This window comes from Halomonas sp. 11-S5 (assembly GCF_029889825.1).
Lineage (GTDB): Bacteria > Pseudomonadota > Gammaproteobacteria > Pseudomonadales > Halomonadaceae > Halomonas.
Genome location: NZ_JARANW010000003.1, coordinates 241,213 through 261,106, shown reverse-complemented (window position 1 = coordinate 261,106; position 19,894 = coordinate 241,213). Strand labels below are relative to the sequence as shown.

General features: G+C 69.5%; 20 protein-coding genes and 1 pseudogene. 1 reads left to right on the top strand and 20 read right to left on the bottom strand.

Annotated elements, in window-relative coordinates:
• Nucleotides 1-32: 32 nt before the first annotated feature.
• From mltG to OP497_RS04230, 12 genes are all read right to left on the bottom strand, one after another.
• Nucleotides 33-1,037 (bottom strand): endolytic transglycosylase MltG, encoded by a 1,005-nt coding sequence (gene mltG / locus OP497_RS04285; protein ID WP_280546752.1) that lies wholly within the window; start codon nt 1,035-1,037, stop codon nt 33-35.
• Between the two features lie 15 nt (nt 1,038-1,052).
• Nucleotides 1,053-1,883 carry an aminodeoxychorismate lyase gene (pabC, locus tag OP497_RS04280; RefSeq protein ID WP_280546751.1) on the bottom strand — a complete coding sequence of 277 codons (831 nt, stop codon included), beginning with the start codon at nt 1,881-1,883 and terminating at the stop codon, nt 1,053-1,055.
• Nucleotides 1,880-3,118, bottom strand: coding sequence for a beta-ketoacyl-ACP synthase II (fabF, locus tag OP497_RS04275; RefSeq protein WP_280546750.1), 1,239 nt, complete (start codon nt 3,116-3,118; stop codon nt 1,880-1,882). The genes pabC and fabF overlap by 4 nt, the downstream gene beginning before the upstream one ends.
• 196 nt (nt 3,119-3,314) lie before the next feature.
• Nucleotides 3,315-3,548, bottom strand: coding sequence for an acyl carrier protein (gene acpP, locus OP497_RS04270; protein WP_008956801.1), 234 nt, complete (start codon nt 3,546-3,548; stop codon nt 3,315-3,317).
• A 132-nt stretch (nt 3,549-3,680) separates the two neighbouring features.
• Nucleotides 3,681-4,424: a 3-oxoacyl-ACP reductase FabG gene (gene fabG / locus OP497_RS04265; RefSeq protein ID WP_280546749.1), complete on the bottom strand. Its 744-nt coding sequence runs from the start codon at nt 4,422-4,424 to the stop codon at nt 3,681-3,683.
• 33 nt (nt 4,425-4,457) lie between these two features.
• On the bottom strand, nt 4,458-5,429 hold the full coding sequence (gene fabD, locus OP497_RS04260; RefSeq protein ID WP_280546748.1) for an ACP S-malonyltransferase: 972 nt from the start codon (nt 5,427-5,429) through the stop codon (nt 4,458-4,460).
• A 5-nt stretch (nt 5,430-5,434) separates the two neighbouring features.
• Nucleotides 5,435-6,556 (bottom strand): phosphate acyltransferase PlsX, encoded by a 1,122-nt coding sequence (gene plsX, locus OP497_RS04255; protein ID WP_280546747.1) that lies wholly within the window; start codon nt 6,554-6,556, stop codon nt 5,435-5,437.
• Nucleotides 6,557-6,594: 38 nt separating this feature from the next.
• Nucleotides 6,595-6,765, bottom strand: a complete 171-nt coding sequence (rpmF, locus tag OP497_RS04250) for a 50S ribosomal protein L32 (protein WP_280546746.1) — start codon at nt 6,763-6,765, stop codon at nt 6,595-6,597.
• A gap of 32 nt (nt 6,766-6,797) precedes the next feature.
• Nucleotides 6,798-7,325, bottom strand: coding sequence for a YceD family protein (locus OP497_RS04245; protein ID WP_280546745.1), 528 nt, complete (start codon nt 7,323-7,325; stop codon nt 6,798-6,800).
• Nucleotides 7,326-7,419: 94 nt separating this feature from the next.
• Nucleotides 7,420-8,505, bottom strand: a complete 1,086-nt coding sequence (gene sppA / locus OP497_RS04240) for a signal peptide peptidase SppA (protein ID WP_280546744.1) — start codon at nt 8,503-8,505, stop codon at nt 7,420-7,422.
• Between the two features lie 22 nt (nt 8,506-8,527).
• Entirely contained in the window at nt 8,528-9,178 is a 651-nt protein-coding gene (locus OP497_RS04235; RefSeq protein ID WP_280546743.1) for an HAD-IA family hydrolase, read from the bottom strand.
• A 12-nt stretch (nt 9,179-9,190) separates the two neighbouring features.
• Nucleotides 9,191-10,138: an RluA family pseudouridine synthase gene (locus tag OP497_RS04230; RefSeq protein WP_280546742.1), complete on the bottom strand. Its 948-nt coding sequence runs from the start codon at nt 10,136-10,138 to the stop codon at nt 9,191-9,193.
• 564 nt (nt 10,139-10,702) lie between these two features.
• On the opposite strand from OP497_RS04230, the gene rne reads away from it, so the two are divergent.
• Nucleotides 10,703-13,786, top strand: a complete 3,084-nt coding sequence (rne, locus tag OP497_RS04225) for a ribonuclease E (protein ID WP_280546741.1) — start codon at nt 10,703-10,705, stop codon at nt 13,784-13,786.
• A gap of 88 nt (nt 13,787-13,874) precedes the next feature.
• Here the strand turns inward: rne and murB are convergent, their stop codons facing one another.
• The 8 genes and pseudogenes from murB to OP497_RS04185 all read right to left on the bottom strand — a co-directional run bounded on the left by murB (nt 13,875) and on the right by OP497_RS04185 (nt 19,881).
• Nucleotides 13,875-14,894: a UDP-N-acetylmuramate dehydrogenase gene (gene murB, locus OP497_RS04220; protein ID WP_280546740.1), complete on the bottom strand. Its 1,020-nt coding sequence runs from the start codon at nt 14,892-14,894 to the stop codon at nt 13,875-13,877.
• A 20-nt stretch (nt 14,895-14,914) separates the two neighbouring features.
• Nucleotides 14,915-14,992, bottom strand: a pseudogene (locus OP497_RS04215) (low molecular weight phosphotyrosine protein phosphatase); the annotation flags it as partial.
• On the bottom strand, nt 14,992-15,762 hold the full coding sequence (kdsB, locus tag OP497_RS04210) for a 3-deoxy-manno-octulosonate cytidylyltransferase (protein WP_280546739.1): 771 nt from the start codon (nt 15,760-15,762) through the stop codon (nt 14,992-14,994). The pseudogene OP497_RS04215 and the gene kdsB, both read right to left, overlap by 1 nt.
• Nucleotides 15,763-15,771: 9 nt before the next feature.
• Entirely contained in the window at nt 15,772-15,981 is a 210-nt protein-coding gene (locus tag OP497_RS04205) for a Trm112 family protein (protein WP_280546738.1), read from the bottom strand.
• Nucleotides 15,982-16,001: 20 nt separating this feature from the next.
• Complete coding sequence (gene lpxK, locus OP497_RS04200; RefSeq protein ID WP_280546737.1) at nt 16,002-17,009, bottom strand: tetraacyldisaccharide 4'-kinase; 1,008 nt, start codon at nt 17,007-17,009, stop codon at nt 16,002-16,004.
• A gap of 3 nt (nt 17,010-17,012) precedes the next feature.
• The gene (msbA, locus tag OP497_RS04195; protein WP_280546769.1) at nt 17,013-18,749 is read right to left on the bottom strand and encodes a lipid A export permease/ATP-binding protein MsbA; all 1,737 of its coding nucleotides are present in this window, start codon (nt 18,747-18,749) and stop codon (nt 17,013-17,015) included.
• On the bottom strand, nt 18,749-19,171 hold the full coding sequence (locus OP497_RS04190) for a biopolymer transporter ExbD (RefSeq protein WP_280546736.1): 423 nt from the start codon (nt 19,169-19,171) through the stop codon (nt 18,749-18,751). Before OP497_RS04190 ends, msbA begins: the two co-directional genes overlap by 1 nt.
• Nucleotides 19,168-19,881 carry a MotA/TolQ/ExbB proton channel family protein gene (locus tag OP497_RS04185; RefSeq protein ID WP_280546735.1) on the bottom strand — a complete coding sequence of 238 codons (714 nt, stop codon included), beginning with the start codon at nt 19,879-19,881 and terminating at the stop codon, nt 19,168-19,170. The genes OP497_RS04190 and OP497_RS04185 overlap by 4 nt, the downstream gene beginning before the upstream one ends.
• Between the last annotated feature and the right edge of the window lie 13 nt (nt 19,882-19,894).

Here is a 19,894-nt window from a genome sequence, read left to right as displayed (position 1 = left end):
ATCCGGGTCGTTATTGCACATGCCTGCTCCAGTCAGCGATTGCGGATATACCTGTTCACCGCGTTGTTGTGCTCGCGCAGGGTACGCGAGAAGTGGTGGGTGCCGTCGCCTTTGGCGACGAAGTAGAGCGCCTCGCCCTCCTCCGGCTGCACCGCCGCCTCCAGCGCCGCCCGCCCGGGTAGGGCGATCGGCGTGGGCGGCATGCCCTCGATCACGTAGGTGTTGTAGGGCGTGGCCTCGCGCAGATCGGCGCGGGTGATGTTGCCATCGAAGCGCTCCCCCATGCCGTAGATCACGGTGGGATCGGTCTGCAGTCGCATGCCCCGCTCCAGGCGACGCATGAAGACGCCGGCGATCTCGGGGCGCTCCTCGGGCGCTCCGGTCTCGCGCTCGATCAGCGAGGCCATGATCAACGCCTGGTAGGGACTCTCCAGAGGCAGGTCGTCGTCGCGTCCGGCCCAGACCTCGTCGAGGGTGGCCTCCATGCGTTCCAGGGCCTGGCGCAGGATATCCAGGTCGCTGAGCCCCTTGCGATACTGGTAGGTATCCGGGAAGAACCAGCCCTCGGGGTGACGCCCCTCGCGGTCGAGCCGGGCCATCAGCTCCGCGTCGGAGAGGCCCGCGGTGCGGTGCTCCAGCTTCGGCGCGGCATCGAGCAGCTCGCGCATCTGGCGGAAGGTCCAGCCCTCGGGAACGGTCAGCGGATAGCGGACCACCTCGTTGCTGCCCAGCAGGGACAGCAGCTCGCGCCCGTTCATGCCGGGCACCAGGCGGTACTCCCCGGGGCGAAGGCGCGGCAGGGCCTCGGGCTCCAGGCGGGCGAGCAGCCGAAAGGCCCAGGCATCGACGAGGATCCCCCGCTCGGTCAGCTCGCTGACCACCCGGTGGTAGCCAGCGCCGTCGGGCACCTCGTAGAGGGTCGGCTCCTCCAAGGCAATGGGGGCCTCCAGCCGCGACTGCCAATAGCGATGCCCGGCGAACGCCACCAGGGCCGCCAGGATGGCCAGAACCAGCAGAATCTTCAGCACACGCCCCATGCGGGTCGTCCTCGTTCAGTTGTCAAGCCGTGTCGGATAGCCCAGCGGCGCATGGGCCACCGCCTGCAGGCGGCGATGCACCGCGCCGATGGTCCAGCGCTGCGGGGCCTCTCCCCCGGCCCCGTCGAGCCGGGCCACCGGCCAGAGCCCCTGCACCGAGTTGCCGAGCCAGACCGCCTCGGCACTGGCCAGCACCCCGGGGGCAGCATCGACCTCCGCGATGGGCAGGCGCTCGAGCAGCACCGCGCGCAGCGTGCCGGCCACGCCACAGCGGTCCAGGCGCGGCGTCTCGAGCCGCCCCTCGCGCTGCCAGAAGAGGTTCATGCAGGTGGCTTCCACCAGCCGGTCCTCGCTGTCGCAGAGCAGCCCCTCGGCGATATCGGCATCCGCCCACTCGCCCCGCGCCAGCACGTTCTCCAGGCGGTTGAGGTGCTTGAGCCCGGCGAGCACCGGCTGGACGCCCAGCCGCAGGCGACAGTGGCGGACCCGCACGCCCGCCTTCCAGCGAGCTGTGTCGGGGACGAAGGGCGACAGCTGCCAGCGCAGCCGGGGCGCGGGCGCCGCGGGAGAGGCATAGCCGCGCCCGCCGCTGCCCCGGGTCAGCATCAGTTTGAGCACCGCCAGGCCCGGTGGCGCATCAACCAGGGGGGCGGCGAGCCGATGCTCCGCCGGCATGGGCAAGCCCAGCACCTGACAGCCGCGCGCCAGGCGCGCCAGGTGGGCCTCCCACAGCCGCGGCGCACCATCACGCACCAGCACGGTCTCGAAGAGACCATCCCCATAGGCAACGCCGCGATCGTCCAGCGGCCAGCCCCCGGCTCCTACCTGGCGCGCCTCGGGCCTCACACCTTGACGAAGACCAGGGTGCCGTTGGTGCCGCCGAAGCCGAAGGAGTTCGACAGGCTGACGTCGACCTTCATCTCGCGAGCCGTGTGGGGCACGTAATCGAGATTGCAGCCTTCCTGGGGGTTGTCCAGGTTGATGGTCGGCGGTGCCACCTGGTCACGGATGGCCAGCACGCAGAACACCGCCTCGACGGCACCGGCGGCCCCCAGCAGGTGGCCGATCATCGACTTGGTGGAACTGACGGCCACCGATTTCGCGGCCCCGCCCATCACCTGCTCGACGGCACGACTCTCGGCCAGGTCGCCGGCCGCGGTCGAGGTGCCGTGGGCATTGATGTAGTCGACGGCCGAGGGGTCGATGCCGGCATCGCGGATGGCATTGCGCATGGACCGGGCGGCACCGTGACCATCTTCCGGCGGCGCGGTCATGTGGTAGGCATCATCGCTCATGCCGAAGCCGGTGAGCTCGGCATAGAGGGTCGCCCCGCGGGCCTTCGCCTGCTCGTACTCCTCGAGCACCACCACGCCGGCGCCATCGGAGAGCACGAAGCCGTCGCGGTCGCGGTCCCAGGGCCGACTCGCCGCGGCCGGGTCGTCGTTGCGCGTGGAGAGCGCCCGGGCCGCCGAGAAGCCCCCCAGGCCCAGCGGCGTGGTCGCCATCTCGGCGCCCCCGCAGACCATCACGTCGGCATCGCCGTAGGCGATGGTGCGGGCGCTGTAGCCGATGTTGTGGGTCCCGGTGGTACAGGCCGTGGTGATGGCGATGTTGGGCCCGCGGAAGCCGTGCTGGATCGCCAGGTTGCCGGAGATCATGTTGATGATCGACCCCGGGACGAAGAAGGGCGAGATCCGCCGCGCCCCGCCCTTGAGCAAGGCATTGTGGTTGTGCTCGATCATCGGCAGGCCACCGATCCCCGAGCCGATGGCCACGCCGATGCGATCGGCATTGCCGTCGTGACACTCGATCCCGGCATCCTGGATCGCCTGGGCACCGGCGGCCATCCCGTACTGGATGAAGAGGTCCATCTTGCGGGCCTCCTTGGGATTGAGGTATGGGCTGATGTCGAAGTCCTTTACCGACCCGCCGAAGCGCGTGTTGAAGGCGCTGACATCGAAGTGTTCGATGGGCGCGACACCGCTCTTGCCGGCCAGGATGCTGGCCCAGCTCTCCTCCACGGTATTCCCCACCGGCGTGACCAGGCCCAGCCCGGTCACCACAACCCTTCTACGAGCCATCAGCTTTCCTCCAGACAACCTTGGTGACACGACCCCGCGGGGCCGTCATTGCGCGCATTATACCCGAGTCTCCCCGACCTGTGCGGGCTCGGCAAGTTCCTGTCGCGCATAGCACGAGAGCCGTCCTGACATGGCAGGACGGCTCTCCACGGGGCACTGGCCCCGGACGCCTCAGCAAGCGGTATCGACCGCCACCTTACTGGTGGGCGTTGACGTAGTCGATGGCTTCCTGAACGGTCGTGATCTTCTCGGCTTCCTCGTCGGGAATCTCGGTGTCGAACTCCTCTTCGAGCGCCATCACCAGCTCGACGGTATCCAGGGAATCGGCGCCGAGGTCCTCGGTGAAGGAAGAGGAGTTCTGGATGTCTTCTTCCTTGACGTTCAGACGCTCGGCCACAACCTTCTTCACGCGCTCTTCGATGGTGCTCATTATGACGTACTCCAGTCGTTCACATTGGCCGTTCGCAAAACCAGCCGTTAAGGATCCAGGTCCGCTAGCCGGAAGCTGCGGGGTAGTTTATAGACGCCCCCGGGTCGGCGCAACCGCCTCCCCCCGGAGGCTTCAACGCATGTTCATGCCGCCGTTGACATGCAGGGTCTCGCCGGTGATATAACCCGCCGTGTCGCCGGTCAGGAAGCCCACCGCCGCGGCGATCTCCTCGGGCTCGCCGAGCCGCGCCAGCGGAATCTGGCCGAGCAGCGCCTTGTGCTGCTCCTCCGGCAAGGATTGGGTCATGTCGGTGGCGATGAAACCCGGCGCCACCGCATTGACGGTAATCGCCCGCGAGGCAACCTCACGGGCCAGGGCCCGGGTAAAACCCTCCATGCCCGCCTTGGCGGCGGCATAGTTGGTCTGCCCGAGATTGCCCATGGTGGCCACCACCGAACTGATCGAGACGATGCGGCCGAAACGCGCCCGGGTCATGCCGCGCAGGCAGGCCTTGCCGACGCGATAAACCGACTTGAGGTTGGTGTCGATCACCGAGTCCCACTCGTCTTCCTTCATGCGCATCAACAGGTTGTCGCGCGTGATGCCGGCATTGTTGACCAGGATGGTGGGGGCACCGAACGCCTCGGTGACCGCCTTGACCAGCGTATCGACGCTAGCCTGGTCGGTGACGTCCAGCTGGCGACCGGCCCCCTCGATCCCCGCGTCCGCGAGGTCGGCACCGATGCGCTCGGCACCGGCATCGGTGGTGGCGGTACCGATCACGATACGCCCCTGGCGGCCCAGCTCGTGGGCGATGGCACGGCCGATGCCGCGACTGGCCCCGGTGATGAGGGCGACTCTACGCTCGGTTGTCATGGTCTCTCTATCCGTCTACGTCCGGGAGATGGTTCAGCCATTGGCCGACGGCGACTGGCCGACGGCATCCCTGGCCAGCTCGAGGGCCGCGGAGAGGCTGTCCGGGTCATTGACCGCCAGCCCCTTGCTACCTCTGGCGATTCGCTTGTTGAGCCCGGTGAGCACCTTGCCCGGACCGCACTCGATGTACACCTCGGCACCGCGGGCGGTCATCGCCTCGATGCAGGAGGTCCAGCGCACCGGCTGGTAGAGCTGCTCGATCAGCCGGGTGCGCAGGGTCGCCACGTCGGCATGGGCCTGGGCATCGACGTTCTGGAACACCGTGTAGCGTGGCGAGCGCAGCTCGACCTCCTGCATGGCCGCCGCCAGGCGCTCGGCGGCCGGACGCATCAGCTCGCAGTGCGACGGCACCGAGACCGGCAGCGGCATCGCGCGCTTGGCGCCGGCTTCCTGGCAGGCGGCGATGGCGCGCTCCACGGCGGCCTTGCTGCCGGCGATCACCACCTGCCCCGGGGCATTGTAGTTGACGGCAGCGACCACGTCGCCGTCGGCGACCCGGGCACAGGCCTGCTCCACCGCCTCGTCAGCGAGACCGAGAATCGCCGCCATGGCGCCCTCGCCGGCGGGCACGGCCGTCTGCATCGCCTCGCCGCGCAGCTTCACCAGGCGCACGCCCTGGGCGAAGGGCAGCGCCCCGGCACAGACCAGGGCGCTGTACTCGCCCAGGCTGTGGCCGGCCATGGCCCCGGGGCGCGGCCCCTCGAGCTCCTGCCAGACGCGCCAGACCGCCACGCTGGCGGCAAGCAGTGCCGGCTGGGTGCAGGCGGTGGCATTGAGCGCCTCGGCCGGCCCCTCCTGCACCACCTGCCAGAGGTCGTAGCCGAGGGCATCGGCCGCTTCCTCGAAGGTCGTGCGCACCACGCTGTAGCGCTCTGCCAGCTCGCGCAGCATGCCGATCTGCTGGGAGCCCTGCCCGGGAAAGATGAGGGCAAGGGGTTGCGTCATGTCGATCACCTTTGCGCTTGTTGACTGTCGTCGATGCCGGTCGCGTCCGGCATGATCGGCCCGTCGGGCCTGGATCCGCTCTCGGTTCGGCCGCGGACGGCCGAGTCGACAGGGGACCGGCGGTGGTCCAGTTCCGCGGCCAGCCGGCTCGGCAGGTCGCGCCTCACTTCGTTCACCGCCCGTTGCACGGCATAGCGAAAGCCAGTGGCATCGGCACTGCCGTGGCTCTTGATCACGATCCCGGCCAGCCCCAGCAGGCTGGCGCCATTGTAGCGCACGGGATCGAGCTCGCCCTTGAGCCGACGCAGCGCCGGACGGGCGAGCAGCCCCACCAGCCGGCTGCTCCAGTGGGCCTCGAAGGTCGCCTGGACCCGCTCGACCAGCAGCCGCGTCAGGCCTTCGCTGGCCTTGAGCACGGCATTGCCGACGAAACCATCACAGACCACCACGTCGGCGGCGCCAGTGAAGATCCCGTCGCCCTCCACGTACCCCAGGTAGGCGATGTCGGGGTGCCGGCGCAGCCAGGCATCGGCGTCGCGCACGCTGCGCGTGCCCTTGGTGCCCTCGACACCGACATTGAGCAGCGCCACCCGCGGCGCGACGAGGCCGTCGACGTGGCGCGCCATCACCTCCCCCATCAGGGCGAAGTCGACCAGCCGCTCGGCACTGGCCTCCACGTTGGCGCCCAGGTCGAGCAGGTAGCAGCGACCCAGGTCACGGGTGGGAATGGCGGTGCTGATGGCCGGCCGGGGAATCCCCGCCACCGTGCCCAGGGCACGCCGGGCCAGCGCCATCAGCGCCCCGGTGTTGCCGGCGCTGACCCCGGCCACGGCGTCGCCGCCGGCGACGCCGTCGAGCATCCGGGCCATGCTGGTATCGCCCCCGTGACGCAGCGCCTCGCTGGGTCGCTGGGACTGCTGGACAACCGCCGGGGCATCGCTGACCCGCAGACGCGACGCCGCCGCGGCAAGCTGCCGCGGCAGGCGGGCTATCTCGTCTTCCAGCAGCCCGGCGGGGCCGAACAGGCACAGCTCGAGATCAGGATCGGCACTGACGGCCGCGGCGGAGCCCATGACGGCCGGGCGGGGACCGAGGTCCCCGCCCATCGCATCGATGGCGATCCGCACGTCAACGACCCGCCATTATCACCCGGAACGCCGTCGCGTCAGACCTCGACGACCTTGCGGCCACGGTAATAACCATCCGGTGCCACATGGTGGCGCAGATGAGTGGTGCCGGTCTCCTTGTCCTGGGACAGGGCCGTAACGGTGAGGGCGTCGTGGCTGCGACGCATGCCACGCTTGGAACGGGTCTTGCGGTTCTTTTGAACTGCCATGGGTTGTCACTCCAGAGTGAAACGAGGATGTATCAGGGTTTGCCCTTGATCTGCCGCAGCACATCGAAAGGGCTCGCCGGGGTGCTGGCCGACGCATCGGTCGCCTCCCCGCTGTTCAGCTGGTCGCGCGAAACCGAACACTCGGCCTCGTCGTGGTAAACCCCCTGGGGCAGGCTGAGGATGAGTTCATCCTCGACCACCGCCAGCAGATTCAGCTGTTCGTTTTCCACCAGCACCGGCTCATGGGTGCTCGGCAACTCCGCGGCCAGGGCGTCACTGGTGATCATGCCCAGCCGGAAATCGCTCTCGACCTGATGAACCATGGGCTCCAGGCAGCGCCGGCACGGCAGCTGCAGCTCGGCCTTCAGATGGCCACGGATCTCCCGTCGCCCCTGGGGGTCGATGGCGAAATCCAGCCATACCTGGGCATCGCCGGACTGGGCACCGACTTCCTCGGCAAGCCGCGCCATCTCGGCGAGCGCCACCAGGCCTTCCAGGTGTTCGGCACGGGCCACGAGCTTGTAAGGCTCGACCCTACCGGGGAGTCTTGAGGTCAACATAGGCGCGCAATGATAGGCACTCCCCCTGCCTCTGTCAAAAGGCCCGGGGCCGCTCGATAGCAGTGCTCGACAGCCTGCTCGACGCTGGGCGCTCTCAAGGTAGCTGATAGCGCAGCGGCGAGTCGGCGCGCGACACCCCCAACCACTCGGCGGCGACCCGGCCGAACTGGCGGGAGATCCGTTCGAGAGGATCCAGGCGCGGCGTGTAGTTGCGCAGGCGCGCCTCGCCGAGCCTGGCGCGGGCCACGCCATCGAGGCTGTCGAGCCGGTCCACCAGCCCCAGCTCGAGGGCCTGCTCGCCGCTCCAGATCAACCCGCTGAACAGCCGCTCGTCGTCGGCCAGTCGGTCGCCGCGCCCCTCGCGCACGTCGTCGATGAACTGGCGGTGGGTGGTGGTCAGCACCGCCTGCCAGAACTCGCGCTGTGCCGGGGCGATGTCCGAGAAGGGGTCGAGGAACGCCTTGTTCTCGCCGGCCGTGAAGACACGACGCTCGACGCCCAGGCGCCCGATGGCCTCCTCGAAGCCGAAACCGGCGTGGATGACCCCAATCGAGCCCACCAGGCTGGCCGGTGCGGCGATGATCTCGTCGGCCGCCGCGGCCACGTAGTAGGCGCCACTGGCGCCGATATCCTCGATCACCGCCAGCACTGGCTTGTCGCCGGACTCGCGCAACCGCATTACCGCCTCGAAGATGCGCTGGGATTGCACGGGGCTGCCGCCAGGGCTGTTGATATGCAGCACCACCGCCTCGGCCTGTTCCGCCTTCCAGGCCCGCTCCAGGCCCTCGATGATGCGCTCGGCGCTGGCCGGCGAATCGCTGTCGATCACTCCCGTGACCTCGACGACGCCGAGGTGCGGCCGGGCAGGCGTCCCGGCGCCCGGGGTGCCCAGGATCCCGTAGAGCGTGACCGACAGCGAGGCCAGGATCAGCAGCGCAAAGAAGAAGCGGAAGAACAGCTTCCAGCGCCGCGAACGTCGCTGCTCCACCAAGACCCCGTCGATCCAGCGGCCCATCATCTCCAGCTGGGCCAGGCGCTGGCGCTCACGCAGCGTCTCGGCATCCTCGCCGGGCGGCGGCGCCGCGCCAGCTCGCTCCGTCTCGCGCTCGCGGCGCGCCTGTTCCGGGGTCAGCTCCGGTCCGCGGGTCCAGCGATCGTCGCGCTTGTCGTCGTCACTCATGGTCGTCCTGTTCCTTGGTCAGCTAGCCGTGCAGCCAGTCGAAGAGGTCGGGCACCGCCTCGGCGGTGAATACCGGGCGGCTGGCGGCCAGGCGCGCCGGGGCATGCACGCCCCAGGTCACCGCCACCCGGTCCATGCCCAGCGCCCGGGCCATCTCGAGGTCGTATTCGGTATCGCCAATCATCACCGCCTCGCCGACCGCGACATCGAGCTCGACGAGGAGCTCCTCGAGCATCCGAGGATGCGGCTTGGAGAGCGTCTCGTCGGCGGTACGGCTGGCATGGAACCAGCCACCGCTATCACTCTCGCGGAAGATGCGGTCCAGGCCGCGACGACTCTTGCCGGTGGCCACGGCCAGGCGCTGGCCAGCCCTGCCCCGCAGCCCGACCAGCCCGGCCTCGACCCCGGGATAGAAGCGCATGGGGCCGGTATCGCCCTCGACGAAGTGATGGGCATAGCGCGCCCTGAGCAGCTCGCCACGCTCGGCGTCGATGCCGGGACAGAGGCTGGCGATAGCCTCGGGCAGCCCCAGGCCGATGATGTTGCGGACCGCCTCCGCCTCCAGCTCGCCCCAGCCAGCTTCCCGAGACGCCGCCTGCATGCTGGAGACGATCCGCGCGATGGAGTCCATCAGGGTGCCATCCCAGTCGAAGATGGCCAGTCGATAGCGCATGAAGCCTCCGTGTCAGCGGGACTGGCGGGCGCGGGCAAGCGCCGTTTCGAGCTCAGCAGGCAGCGGCGCCTTGATCCGCACCGGGCGGCCACTGCTGGGTTCGGGAAAGGTCAGGGCCGCGGCATGCAGGAATAGCCGCGACAGGCCCAGTGTGGCGGATAGCCGCTGGCTCTCGCGGCTGCCGTACTTGTCGTCGCCGAGCAGCGGATGGCCGGCATGGGCCGCATGCACGCGGATCTGGTGGGTCCGCCCGGTGACCGGCTCGGCCTCGATCAGGGTGACCCTCTCGAAGGCCTCGCGCACCGCGAAGCGTGTGCGGGCCACCTTGCCGGCCGCATCGACCCGCACCCGTCGCTCGCCGTTGGCGAGCTCGAAGCGGTCGAGCCGGGCGCTGACGAAGTCGCGTCGTGCCGGCCAGCGCCCGGCCACCAGCGCCAGGTACTGCTTGTCCATCTGGCGCTCCTTGAGCGAGGCGTTGAGCGCCAGCAGCGCCGGGCGCGACTTGGCCAGCAGCAGGCAGCCCGAGGTGTCACGATCCAGGCGATGGACCAGCTCCAGGAAGTCGAGGTCCTCGCGCACCTGGCGCAAGGCCTCGATCAGGCCGATCTTCACCCCGCTGCCGCCATGCACGGCGAGTCCCGAGGGCTTGTTGATCACAAGCCAGTCGCGCCCCTCCAGCAGCACGCTGCCGGCGAGCAAGTTGCGCAGGTTGTCGCTGACCTCGCGGACCGCCTCGCGGGGGCTGAGGCGCAGCGGCGGGATCCGCACCAGGTCGCCCAACGCCAAGCGGGTATCGGCCTTGACCCGCTTCTTGTTCACCCGTACCTCGCCCTTGCGCACGATGCGATAGATGAGCGCCCTGGGCGCCCCCTTCATGCGCGTCAACAGGAAGTTGTCGACCCGCTGGCCGACCTGGCCCTCGGCCACTTCCACCCACTGCACCTCGCGCCCTTCGGCCATGCCGCCACTCCACTGGATACCCGCTCGAAAGGCGCATTCTACCGCAGTGCGAGCCATCCTGCGCCAATTGCTGGCCACCCCCTTTGCTGTTATATTGCCACCTCGCTTCAATGGGTTGTCACGACCCGCCAGAGCGCCTGCACGACAGACACGCAGGCCGGAGCGAAAAGATCAGGCCGCGACGATCCTCGCCAATCCGGGGTCCCGCCGCCGACAAGCAAGCGCTACAACGCCACGCCCGGCTTCGGTCGCGCTCCTTGCAGCACGGCCGAAGATCACGGGATACGTACAACAACGTGCCGATGGCCGGCGTTGGCGAATCGATGAATGCCAGGTGTTGGCGGTGACCGCAGGGCCGGATGGGTGACGTCCCACCGAGACATGTCCTGCCTCCGCCCCGTACTCAACATGATCATGCCGAATCGGAGTCATCGTGCAAGGATGACTCGAGCCGGTCGGGCGCACTACCGCATCCGCGACATGCGCTGAGCACAAGCACGCAGCAACCAGCGGTTCGTCTCCGTCGCTGAACGCCGTCCGGCGCGTCCCTACTTGCGAGACGACATGAAACGGATGCTCATCAATGCGACCCAGCCCGAAGAGCTGCGGGTCGCGCTGGTCGATGGACAACGCCTCTACGACCTGGACATCGAGTCCGGTGCCCGGGAACAGAAGAAAGCCAACATCTACCGCGGCAAGATCACCCGCGTAGAACCCTCCCTCGAAGCCGCCTTCGTCGACTTCGGTGCCGACCGCCACGGCTTCTTGCCCCTCAAGGAGGTGTCCCGCGACTACTTCCTGAAGGAACCCTCGGGCCGCCCCAGCATCAAGGAAGTGCTCAAGGAGGGCCAGGAAGTCATCGTCCAGGTGGACAAGGAGGAGCGCGGCAACAAGGGCGCCGCCCTGACCACCTTCATCAGCCTCGCCGGTCGCTTCCTGGTGCTGATGCCCAACAACCCCCGGGCTGGCGGCATCTCGCGGCGCATCGAGGGCGAGGAGCGCAGCCAGCTCAAGGAGGCCATGAGCCAGCTGACCGTGCCCGACAAGATGGGCCTGATCGTGCGCACGGCCGGTATCGGCCGCTCCCCCGAGGAACTGCAGTGGGACCTGGACTACCTGGTGCAGGTCTGGGAATCGGTCACCGAGGAGGCCGGCAAGCGCCCGGCGCCCTTCCTGATCTACCGCGAATCCAACGTCATCATCCGCGCCATGCGCGACTACCTGCGCCAGGACATCGGCGAGGTGCTGATCGACAGCGAGCAGGTTCACCAGGAGGCGCTGGCCTTCATCCGCCAGGTGATGCCCTCCTACCAGCAGAAGATCAAGCTCTACGTCGACGAGGTCCCGCTCTTCTCGCGCTTCCAGATCGAGTCGCAGATCGAGACCGCCTACGAGCGCGAGGTCAAGCTGCCCTCCGGCGGCTCCACCGTCATCGACCACACCGAGGCGCTGGTCTCCATCGACATCAACTCGGCGCGGGCCACCCGCGGCAGCGACATCGAGGAGACCGCGCTGCAAACCAACCTGGAGGCGGCCGACGAGATCGCCCGCCAGCTGCGCCTGCGCGACATCGGCGGCCTGGTGGTGATCGACTTCATCGACATGAGCCCGGCGCGCAACCAGCGTGAGGTCGAGAACCGCATGCGCGACGCGCTCAAGCTCGACCGCGCCCGGGTGCAGATCGGCCGCATCTCGCGCTTCGGCCTGATGGAGATGTCCCGCCAGCGCCTGCGCCCCTCGCTGGGCGAGACCAGCGGCGTGGTCTGCCCGCGCTGCGACGGCCAGGGCACCATCCGCGACGTGCGCTCCATCTCGCTCTCCATCATGCGCCTGATCGAGGAAGAGGCGATGAAGGAGCGCAGCGCCCAGATCCGCGCCATCCTGCCGGTGCCGGTGGCCACCTACCTGCTCAACGAGAAGCGCGCCGTGCTGGCCGAGATCGAGCGGCGCCAGGGCGTGCGCGTCTTGATGCTGCCCAACCCGGACATGGACACGCCCCACTACGACGTCCAGCGCTTTCGCGACGACCACGTGGACGAGGAAGGCGCCGCGACCCTGTCCAGCTTCGAGCTCTCCACCGACACCGAGGTGGGCCAGGAGCCAGAGGCCGCCTTCGGCAAGCCGGTCCAGCGCGCCGAGGCCGCCGTCAAGACGGTGGTCCACCACGAGCCGGCGCCCGCGTCCCTGCAGCAGGAGGAGGCGCCAGCACCAACGCCGCCCAAGGCAGCGGCCAAGGCAACGCCCAAGGCACCGGCCGCCCCGCCCGTCGCCGAACCCCAGGCCGGCGTGCTGGGTCGCCTGGTCAAGGGCCTGACCAAGCTGCTCGGCAGCGACGAGGCACCTGCCCGTACCGAGCAGAAACCGTCCGCCCGCTCGGGCGAGGCACGCTCTGATCAAGGCGCACACCAGCCCGCCCAGCGCGACGACGAGCGCGGCGGCCGCAACGGCCGCCAGCGTCGCCCGCGCAGCGATGAACGGCGCGGTTCATCACGCCAGGAAGGCGAGCGGGGCGAAAGCAAGCCCGCCGGCACCGAGGGCCGCGGCAGCCGCGGCGGTCGTGCACGCGGCGGTCGCCCGGAAGAGGGCCGCCAGGCACGCTCACAGGAGGCGCCCAAGGATCGTGATGAAAAGCCCCGTGATCAGAAGCCCCGTGACGAGAAGCCCCGTGACGAGAAGCCCCGCGACGACGCCCGCCGCCAGAAAGGCAGTGACAAGCCGGCCGAGATGCCAAGCGAAAAGCGTGCCGAGACGCCGGCAGCCGCCGAGGCCCCGGTGGATGACGGCAAGCCCAAGCGCACTCGCAACAACCCGCGCCAACGCACGCGCAAGCATGCCATCAACCCCAAGGCCGAGGCCGAGCAGCAACGCCTGCAGGCCGAGGTCAAGCCCGAAGCCGAGGCAGTCAAGGACGAGGCCCAGCCGGCTGAAGTGAACGCCGACGCCAAGCCGGCCGAGAAGCCTGCCGAGGCGAAGGCCGACACTGAGGCAGCCAAGCAGCCAAGCGGCCAGGCAGCCAAGGGCGAACCGGCGCCTGCCGAAGCGAAAGCCGAGCCCAAGCCAGAGGCGCCCAAGGCCGAGCAGAAACCGACCGAGCCCGTCGAGGCGAAGGCCGACAACGAGGCAGCCAAGCAGCCAAGTGGCCAGGCAGCCAAGGCCGAACCGGCGCCTGCTGAAGCGAAGGCCGAGCAGAAGCCCGCCGAAGCGAAAGCCGAGCCCAAGGCCGAGCAGAAGCCGGCCGAGAAGCCCGCCGAAGCGAAAGCCGAGCCCAAGGCCGAGCAGAAGCCCGCCGAAGCGAAAGCCGAGCCCAAGGCCGAGCAGAAGCCGGCCGAGAAACCCGCCGAAGCGAAAGCCGAGCCCAAGGCCGAGCAGAAGCCCGCCGAAGCGAAAGCCGAGCCCAAGGCCGAGCCCAAGGCCGAGCAGAAGCCCGCCGAAGCGAAAGCCGAGCCCAAGGCCGAGCAGAAGCCGGCCGAGAAACCCGCCGAACCGCAGGCTGACGTCCAGTCGGAGGAGAAGGCTGTCGAGAAAGCGAAGGCCGAGGAGAAGACGACGGAGAGCCGCGCCAGCCGCCGTCGCCGCGCTCACAACGACCCGCGGGAGATCCGCCGTCGTGAGCAGGAGGCCAAGGCCCAGGAGGGCAAGCAGGGCTGAGCCCCCGCTTTCCCCCTGCACCAATGACAGCGCCCGCAGCCATGGCTGCGGGCGCTGTCGTGTCAGGGCCGGGAAGAACCGGGCAGAATCAGGCCGGCACGGCCAGACGGGGCTCGCGCTCCAGCGTCACGCTGAAACGTTCGCGCACGGTGTCGGCCACCCGCCCGGCAAAGTCGATCAGTTCCGCCGCATTGCCTCCACCGAAGTGCACCAGCACCAGCGCCTGGCGCTCATGCACGCCGAAATGGCCCTGTCGCCAGCCCTTGAGGCCGCAGTGGTCGATCAGCCAGCCGGCCGCCAGCTTCACGCGCCCGTCGGGCTGGGGGAAGTGCGGCAGCGTCGGATGGTCGTCGACTAGCCGCCGGGCCAGGTCGGCCGCCACCAGGGGGTTCTTGAAGAAGCTCCCGGCATTGCCCAGCAGGGCCGGGTCGGGCAGCTTCTCGCGGCGGATCGCGCAGACCGCCTCGGCCACCTCCCGCGCCGAGGGCTCGGCACCGACCCGGCCGGCCAGGTCACCGTAGCCGAGCCGGGGACTCGGTGTGCGCGACAGGCGCAGCACCAGCCGGGTGATCACCACGCGCCCGTCCAGGGCGCCCTTGAAGACGCTGTCGCGATAGCCGAAGGCACACGCCGCCGGCGAGAGTACCGCCTCGCGGCCATCGTCGAGATGGACCAGATGCACTGCCTCGATGAGATCACTGAGTTCCACGCCATAGGCGCCGATGTTCTGGATTGGCGCGGCCCCGCAGTGCCCGGGAATAAGCGCCAGATTCTCGATGCCCCACAGGCCCCTGGCGGCCAGCGCCATGACCAGCTCGTGCCACACCACCGCGGCCTCGGCATGGACGAGGACGCTGTCGCCTTCGCCCTCCTCCAGCCACCAGTCGCACATGGCGGGCCGCACCACCAGGCCCGGGAGCCATGCCGGCAGGATCAGGTTGCTGCCGCCACCCAGCAGGGTCAGCGGCCAGCCCTCGTGATGGGCCAGGTCCAGCGCCTCACGCAGGTCGCCGATGCTTCCGGGTGAGACGAAGCGCTCCGCCCGGCACGGCAGGCCCAGGGTATTGGCCCGGGAGAGGTCGTGAGGGGCCCGAAGCGCCAGGCTCAAGACCCGGGCTCCCGGCGCGCCTCGAGCAGGCGACGGAACACGCCCTCGGCGGTGGGCGAGCGACAGCTATTGCCGAGACAGACGAAGAGCACGCGCATCAGTGACCTCCCGGGCGCTGCAGCAGCTCGCGAACACGCGCCAAGTCCTCCTCGGTGTCCACACCCGCCGGGTGCACTACCCGAGCCAGGGCCACCTGGATGGCATGGCCATGGTGCAGGGCCCGCAACTGCTCGAGCTGCTCCAGGCGCTCCAGCGGCGAGGGGGGCCAGTCGCGATACTCGGCGAGAAAGCCCGCCCGATAGGCATAAAGGCCGATGTGGCGCAGCCAGGCGTCGGTCTCGAGCAGCTCGGGCCGACGCGCGAAGGCGTCCCTGTCCCAGGGGATGGGAGCCCGCGAGAAGTAGAGAGCACGCCCGGAGAGCGCACGCACCACCTTGACCGCATTGGGGTTGAAGAGCGTCTCGACGTCGCTGATCGGCTCGGCCAGGGTGGCGATGGAGGCATCCGGGTCCTCGAAGAGCCGCGCCGCCACCTGGTCAATCAGCAGCGGCGGGATCAGCGGCTCGTCGCCCTGAACATTGACCAGCACGGCGTCATCGGCCAGGCCCAGTCGCTCGGCCACCTCGGCCAGCCGGTCGGTGCCCGAGGGATGGTCGTCGGCGGTCAGCAGCACCTCGGCACCGCAAGGGGCCAGCGCCTCGGCGACGCGCCGGTCATCGGTGGCCACCACCACCCGGGCGGCAGCGCTTTCCCGTGCGCGTCGCCAGACGTGGGCCACCATGGGCTCGCCCGCGATCTCGGCGAGCGGCTTGCCGGGCAGCCGCGAGGAGGCGAAGCGCGCCGGGATGACGGCGATGAACTCCTGCATGGGACCTCCTCAGGACTCGCCGGCGCGACCGGGGGAGTCGTGCAGTTTCTCGTCGACGTCCATCACTCGGGCCTCCTCGGGCAGCATCACCGGGATGCCGTCACGAATCGGGTAGGCGAGGCCATCGTAGCGACACGCCAGCTCCGCGGCCTCGCGGTCGTATTTCAGCTTGCCCTTGCACAGCGGGCAGACCAGCATCGCCAGCAGTTCCTTGTCCATGACTCCCCCTCGGATGGGTTTCATTGGGTTGAGAGTGACACCAGCCGCGCCTGCAGCCAGTCGATGAAGGCGGCGTCGGGCTGGGCCTCCACCTCGAGGACCCAGCTGTCGACGGGCGCCAGCTCGCGACACTTGACCGCGTCCTTGGCCGTCATCACCACCGGCCGATGGTCGGCGAAGGCCAGGTCGGCCGCCGTGAAGCGATGGTGGTCGCCGAAGGCGTGGGGGATCGGCTCCACGCCCAGCGCCTCCAGGGTAGCGAAGAAGCGCGCCGGGTGACCGATCCCGGCCAGGGCATGCACCGGACCGGCGAAGGGTGGCGGCGTGGGTGGCACGCGCCGGTCGTCGCCGAGGCGGCGCCAGGCCGACGCCACCAGGGCCATGCCGTGGGCCCCAGCCGGCGGGTCGAAGGCCGGCTCGCCGTTGATCACCACGGCATCCACCCCGTCGAGCCGCGTCAGCGGCTCGCGCAGCGGCCCCGCCGGCAGGCAGCGCCCGTTGCCGAAGCCGCGACGGCCATCCACGACCACCAGCTCCAGGTCACGGCCCAGCGCCAGGTGCTGCAGGCCATCATCGCCGATCAGGATATCGCACCCCGCCGCCAGCAGTCGCCTCGCGCCCTGGGCGCGATCGGGGTCGACCACCACCGGCACCCCCGTCTGGTCCGCCAGCATGCGCGGCTCATCGCCGCAGGCAGTGACCGGCGTGTCGGCGTCCAGCAGCAATGGATAGCGGTCGCTGCGACCGCCATAGCCCCGTGAGAGGATGCCGGGCGCCCAGCCCCGCTCGGCGAGAAAGCGCGCCAGCCAGGCCACCAGCGGCGACTTGCCGGTGCCGCCCAGGGTGATGTTGCCGACCACGATCACCGGCACCGGCGCCTGCCAGACGGCCCGCCTGCCCGAGGCGAAGGCCGCGGCGCGACGCCGCACGACCAGGCGATAGAGGGCCTCCAGCGGTCGCAGGGCGTGAAGCCAGGCATCGCCCCGATAGGCTGCCGCCAGCCAGCGCTCGCCGAGACGGCCCGCCATGGATCAGGCGGGCTCCTGGAACTGCAGCCGATGCAGCGCCGCATAGGCCCCGTCCCGGGCGAGCAGCGCGGCATGGCTGCCCTGCTCGACGACCTCGCCCTGCTCGAGCACCAGGATGCGGTCGGCGCGCTCGATGGTCGAGAGGCGGTGGGCGATGACGAAGGTGGTGCGTCCCCGGCAGACTTCTTCCAGGGCCGCCTGGATATGCCGCTCCGACTCGGTATCCAGCGCAGAGGTCGCCTCGTCGAGCACCAGCAGCGGCGCATCCTTGAAGATCGCCCGGGCGATGGCCAGGCGCTGGCGCTGGCCGCCGGAGAGCATCACGCCATTCTCGCCGACCAGGGCGTCATAGCCCCCCGGCATGCGTTCGATGAACTCGTGGGCGTGGGCGGCCCGGGCCGCGGCCTCGATCGCCGCCCGATCGGGATCGTCGATCCCGTAGGCGATGTTGTCGGCGATGCTGGCATTGAACAGGGTGACCTGCTGGGAGACCAGGGCGATCTGGCGGCGCAGCGGCTGTAGGCGGAACGCCTCCAAGGCCACCTCATCGATCATGATACGCCCCGCCGTCGGGTGATAGAAGCGCGGCAGCAGGCCCACCAGGGTCGACTTGCCGCTGCCGGAGCGGCCGACGATGGCGATCATTTCGCCGGGCGCCACCTCCAGGTCGATGCCCTTGAGCACCTCGGGCTGGTCATCGCCGTAGGCGAAGCGCACCCCCTCGAGGCGAACCCGCCCGGCGAGGCGCCCGGGATCACGGGTGCCCTCGTCGCTCTCGGGGGGCTCCTCGAGCAGGCCGAAGAGCTCCCCGGCGGCGGCGACGCCCTTCTGGATCTCGCTGTTGATCTCGGTAAGCTGGCGCACCGGCTTGGCCATCAGCGCGGCGGCGGTGACGAAGGCCACGAACTCACCGGGGGTCATGGCGTCCAGCAGGGTCGGCGACATGGCCAGCCACACCAGCACCGCCAGCGACAGCGCCACCAGCAGCTGGATCACCGGGGTACTGGTCGCCTTGGTCAAGGCCTCCTTCATGCTCTGCCGGCGGTTGACCTCGCTGGCCGCGGCGAAGCGCGCCTTCTCGTACTCCTCGGCCCCGTGGGTACGCACCACCCGGTAGCCGGAGAGCGCCTCGGAGGCCACATGGGTGACGTCGCCCATGGAGCGCTGGATACGCCGCGAGATGCGCCGGAAGCGCTTGCTGGCATAGCTGACCACTACGCCGATCAGCGGCGTCACGGCCAGGAACAGCAGGGTCAGCATCCAGTTGGTCCACAGCAGATAGATCACCAGGCCGATCACGAAGAGTCCCTCGCGCAGCAGGATGGTGACCGCCTTGGTGGCGGCCCCGGTGACCTGCTCGACATGGTAGGTGACCCGCGAGATCAGCTGCCCCGTGGAGTGGCCATCGAAGAAGTGCCCCGGCAGGTGCAGCATGTGGTTGAAGACGTCGCAGCGCAGGACGTGCACCAGGTTGCGGGCCACGCTGCTCATGAAATAGGTGCCGAGGAAGGTGCCCAGCCCGCGGGCCGCGAACATGCCCACCACAAACAGCGGCAGGAAGAGACGGAAGGCGGCATCGGGGCTCTGGATGCCGTCGATAAGCCGCTTCATCATCTCCGCCAGGGCGGTGCTCGAGGCGGCATAGATGACATAGCCGAGGATCGCCAGGGCGAAGGCCCGCCAGTAGGGCTTCACATAGCCCAGCAGGCGCTTGTAGAGGGTCCAGCCGGAATGTTCGATCACGGTGTCTCCGCTTGAGGGGTTGAGGCCGCCGCGGTGGCGATGCGCACGTGCCGAATCTGCAGGCCGGCGGCACGGTCCAGGACGCGCACCACGTCGGCGTGGGCGGCACGCCCATCGGCCTCCACCACCAGGCCGAATTCACGGGCCTGCTCGGCCTCGGCGGCCAGGGCCTCGCCCAGCGTCTCGGCGGTGTGGACCCGCTCGCCCAGCCGGTATTCGCCCGCGGCGGTCACCACCAGCGTCACCGGCGATGCCTCCATGTCCTGGCCACTCGCGCTCTCGGGGAGCTCGAGCTCCAGCGCCTGGCGGGTCTCGAAGGTTGTCGAGACCATGAAGAAGATCAGCAACAGGAAGACCACGTCGATTAGCGGGGTCAGGTTGACCTCCACCGGGTCGCGCCGCCGTCGGGGAAACCTCACGGCTGCTTCACCCTGGGCGCGATGCGCCCATCGGCCTCCAGCTGCTCGTCGCCGCGCTGGCCCGGCCGGGACTCTTCACCGTGCCGCTCGGCCAGCACCAGCTCGCCCGGGTAGTGGGCGAGGTACTCGACCACCTGGCCGGCCTGCTCCTCCATGCGCACCGTGATGTCCTCGACCCGGCGCTGGAAGTAGCGGTGGAACATCAGCGCCGGGATCGCCACGGTGAGACCTGCCGCGGTGGTGACCAGCGCGCGGGAGATCCCGCCGGCCAGGTCGGCGGTGCGGCTGGCCCCGTCGCCGGTGACGATCACCGCGAAGACCTCGATCATGCCGACCACGGTGCCCAGCAGGCCGATCAAGGGCGTAATGGCGGCGATGGTGCCCAGCGGGCTCAGGAAGCGCTCCATGTCATGGATCACCGCGGTGGCCGCCTCCTGAAGCCGCGCGCGCACCTGCTCGTGGCCGAGCCGGGCATTACGCAGCCCGGCGGCGAGTACGCCGCCCAGCGGGGAGTGCCCTTCCAGCCAGTAGAGGTTGACCTGCCCCCGCGCCACCAGCCGGCAGACCTCCTGCCCCAGCCCGTAGGGCGCGATGCGACGCGTCCTGAGGGTCCACAGGCGCTCGATGATGATCACCGTGGCCACCAGCGAACAACCCAGCAGCGGCACCATCAACCAGCCGCCGGCGATCAGGGCATCCATCATGTCCATGCGGTTTCCCCTT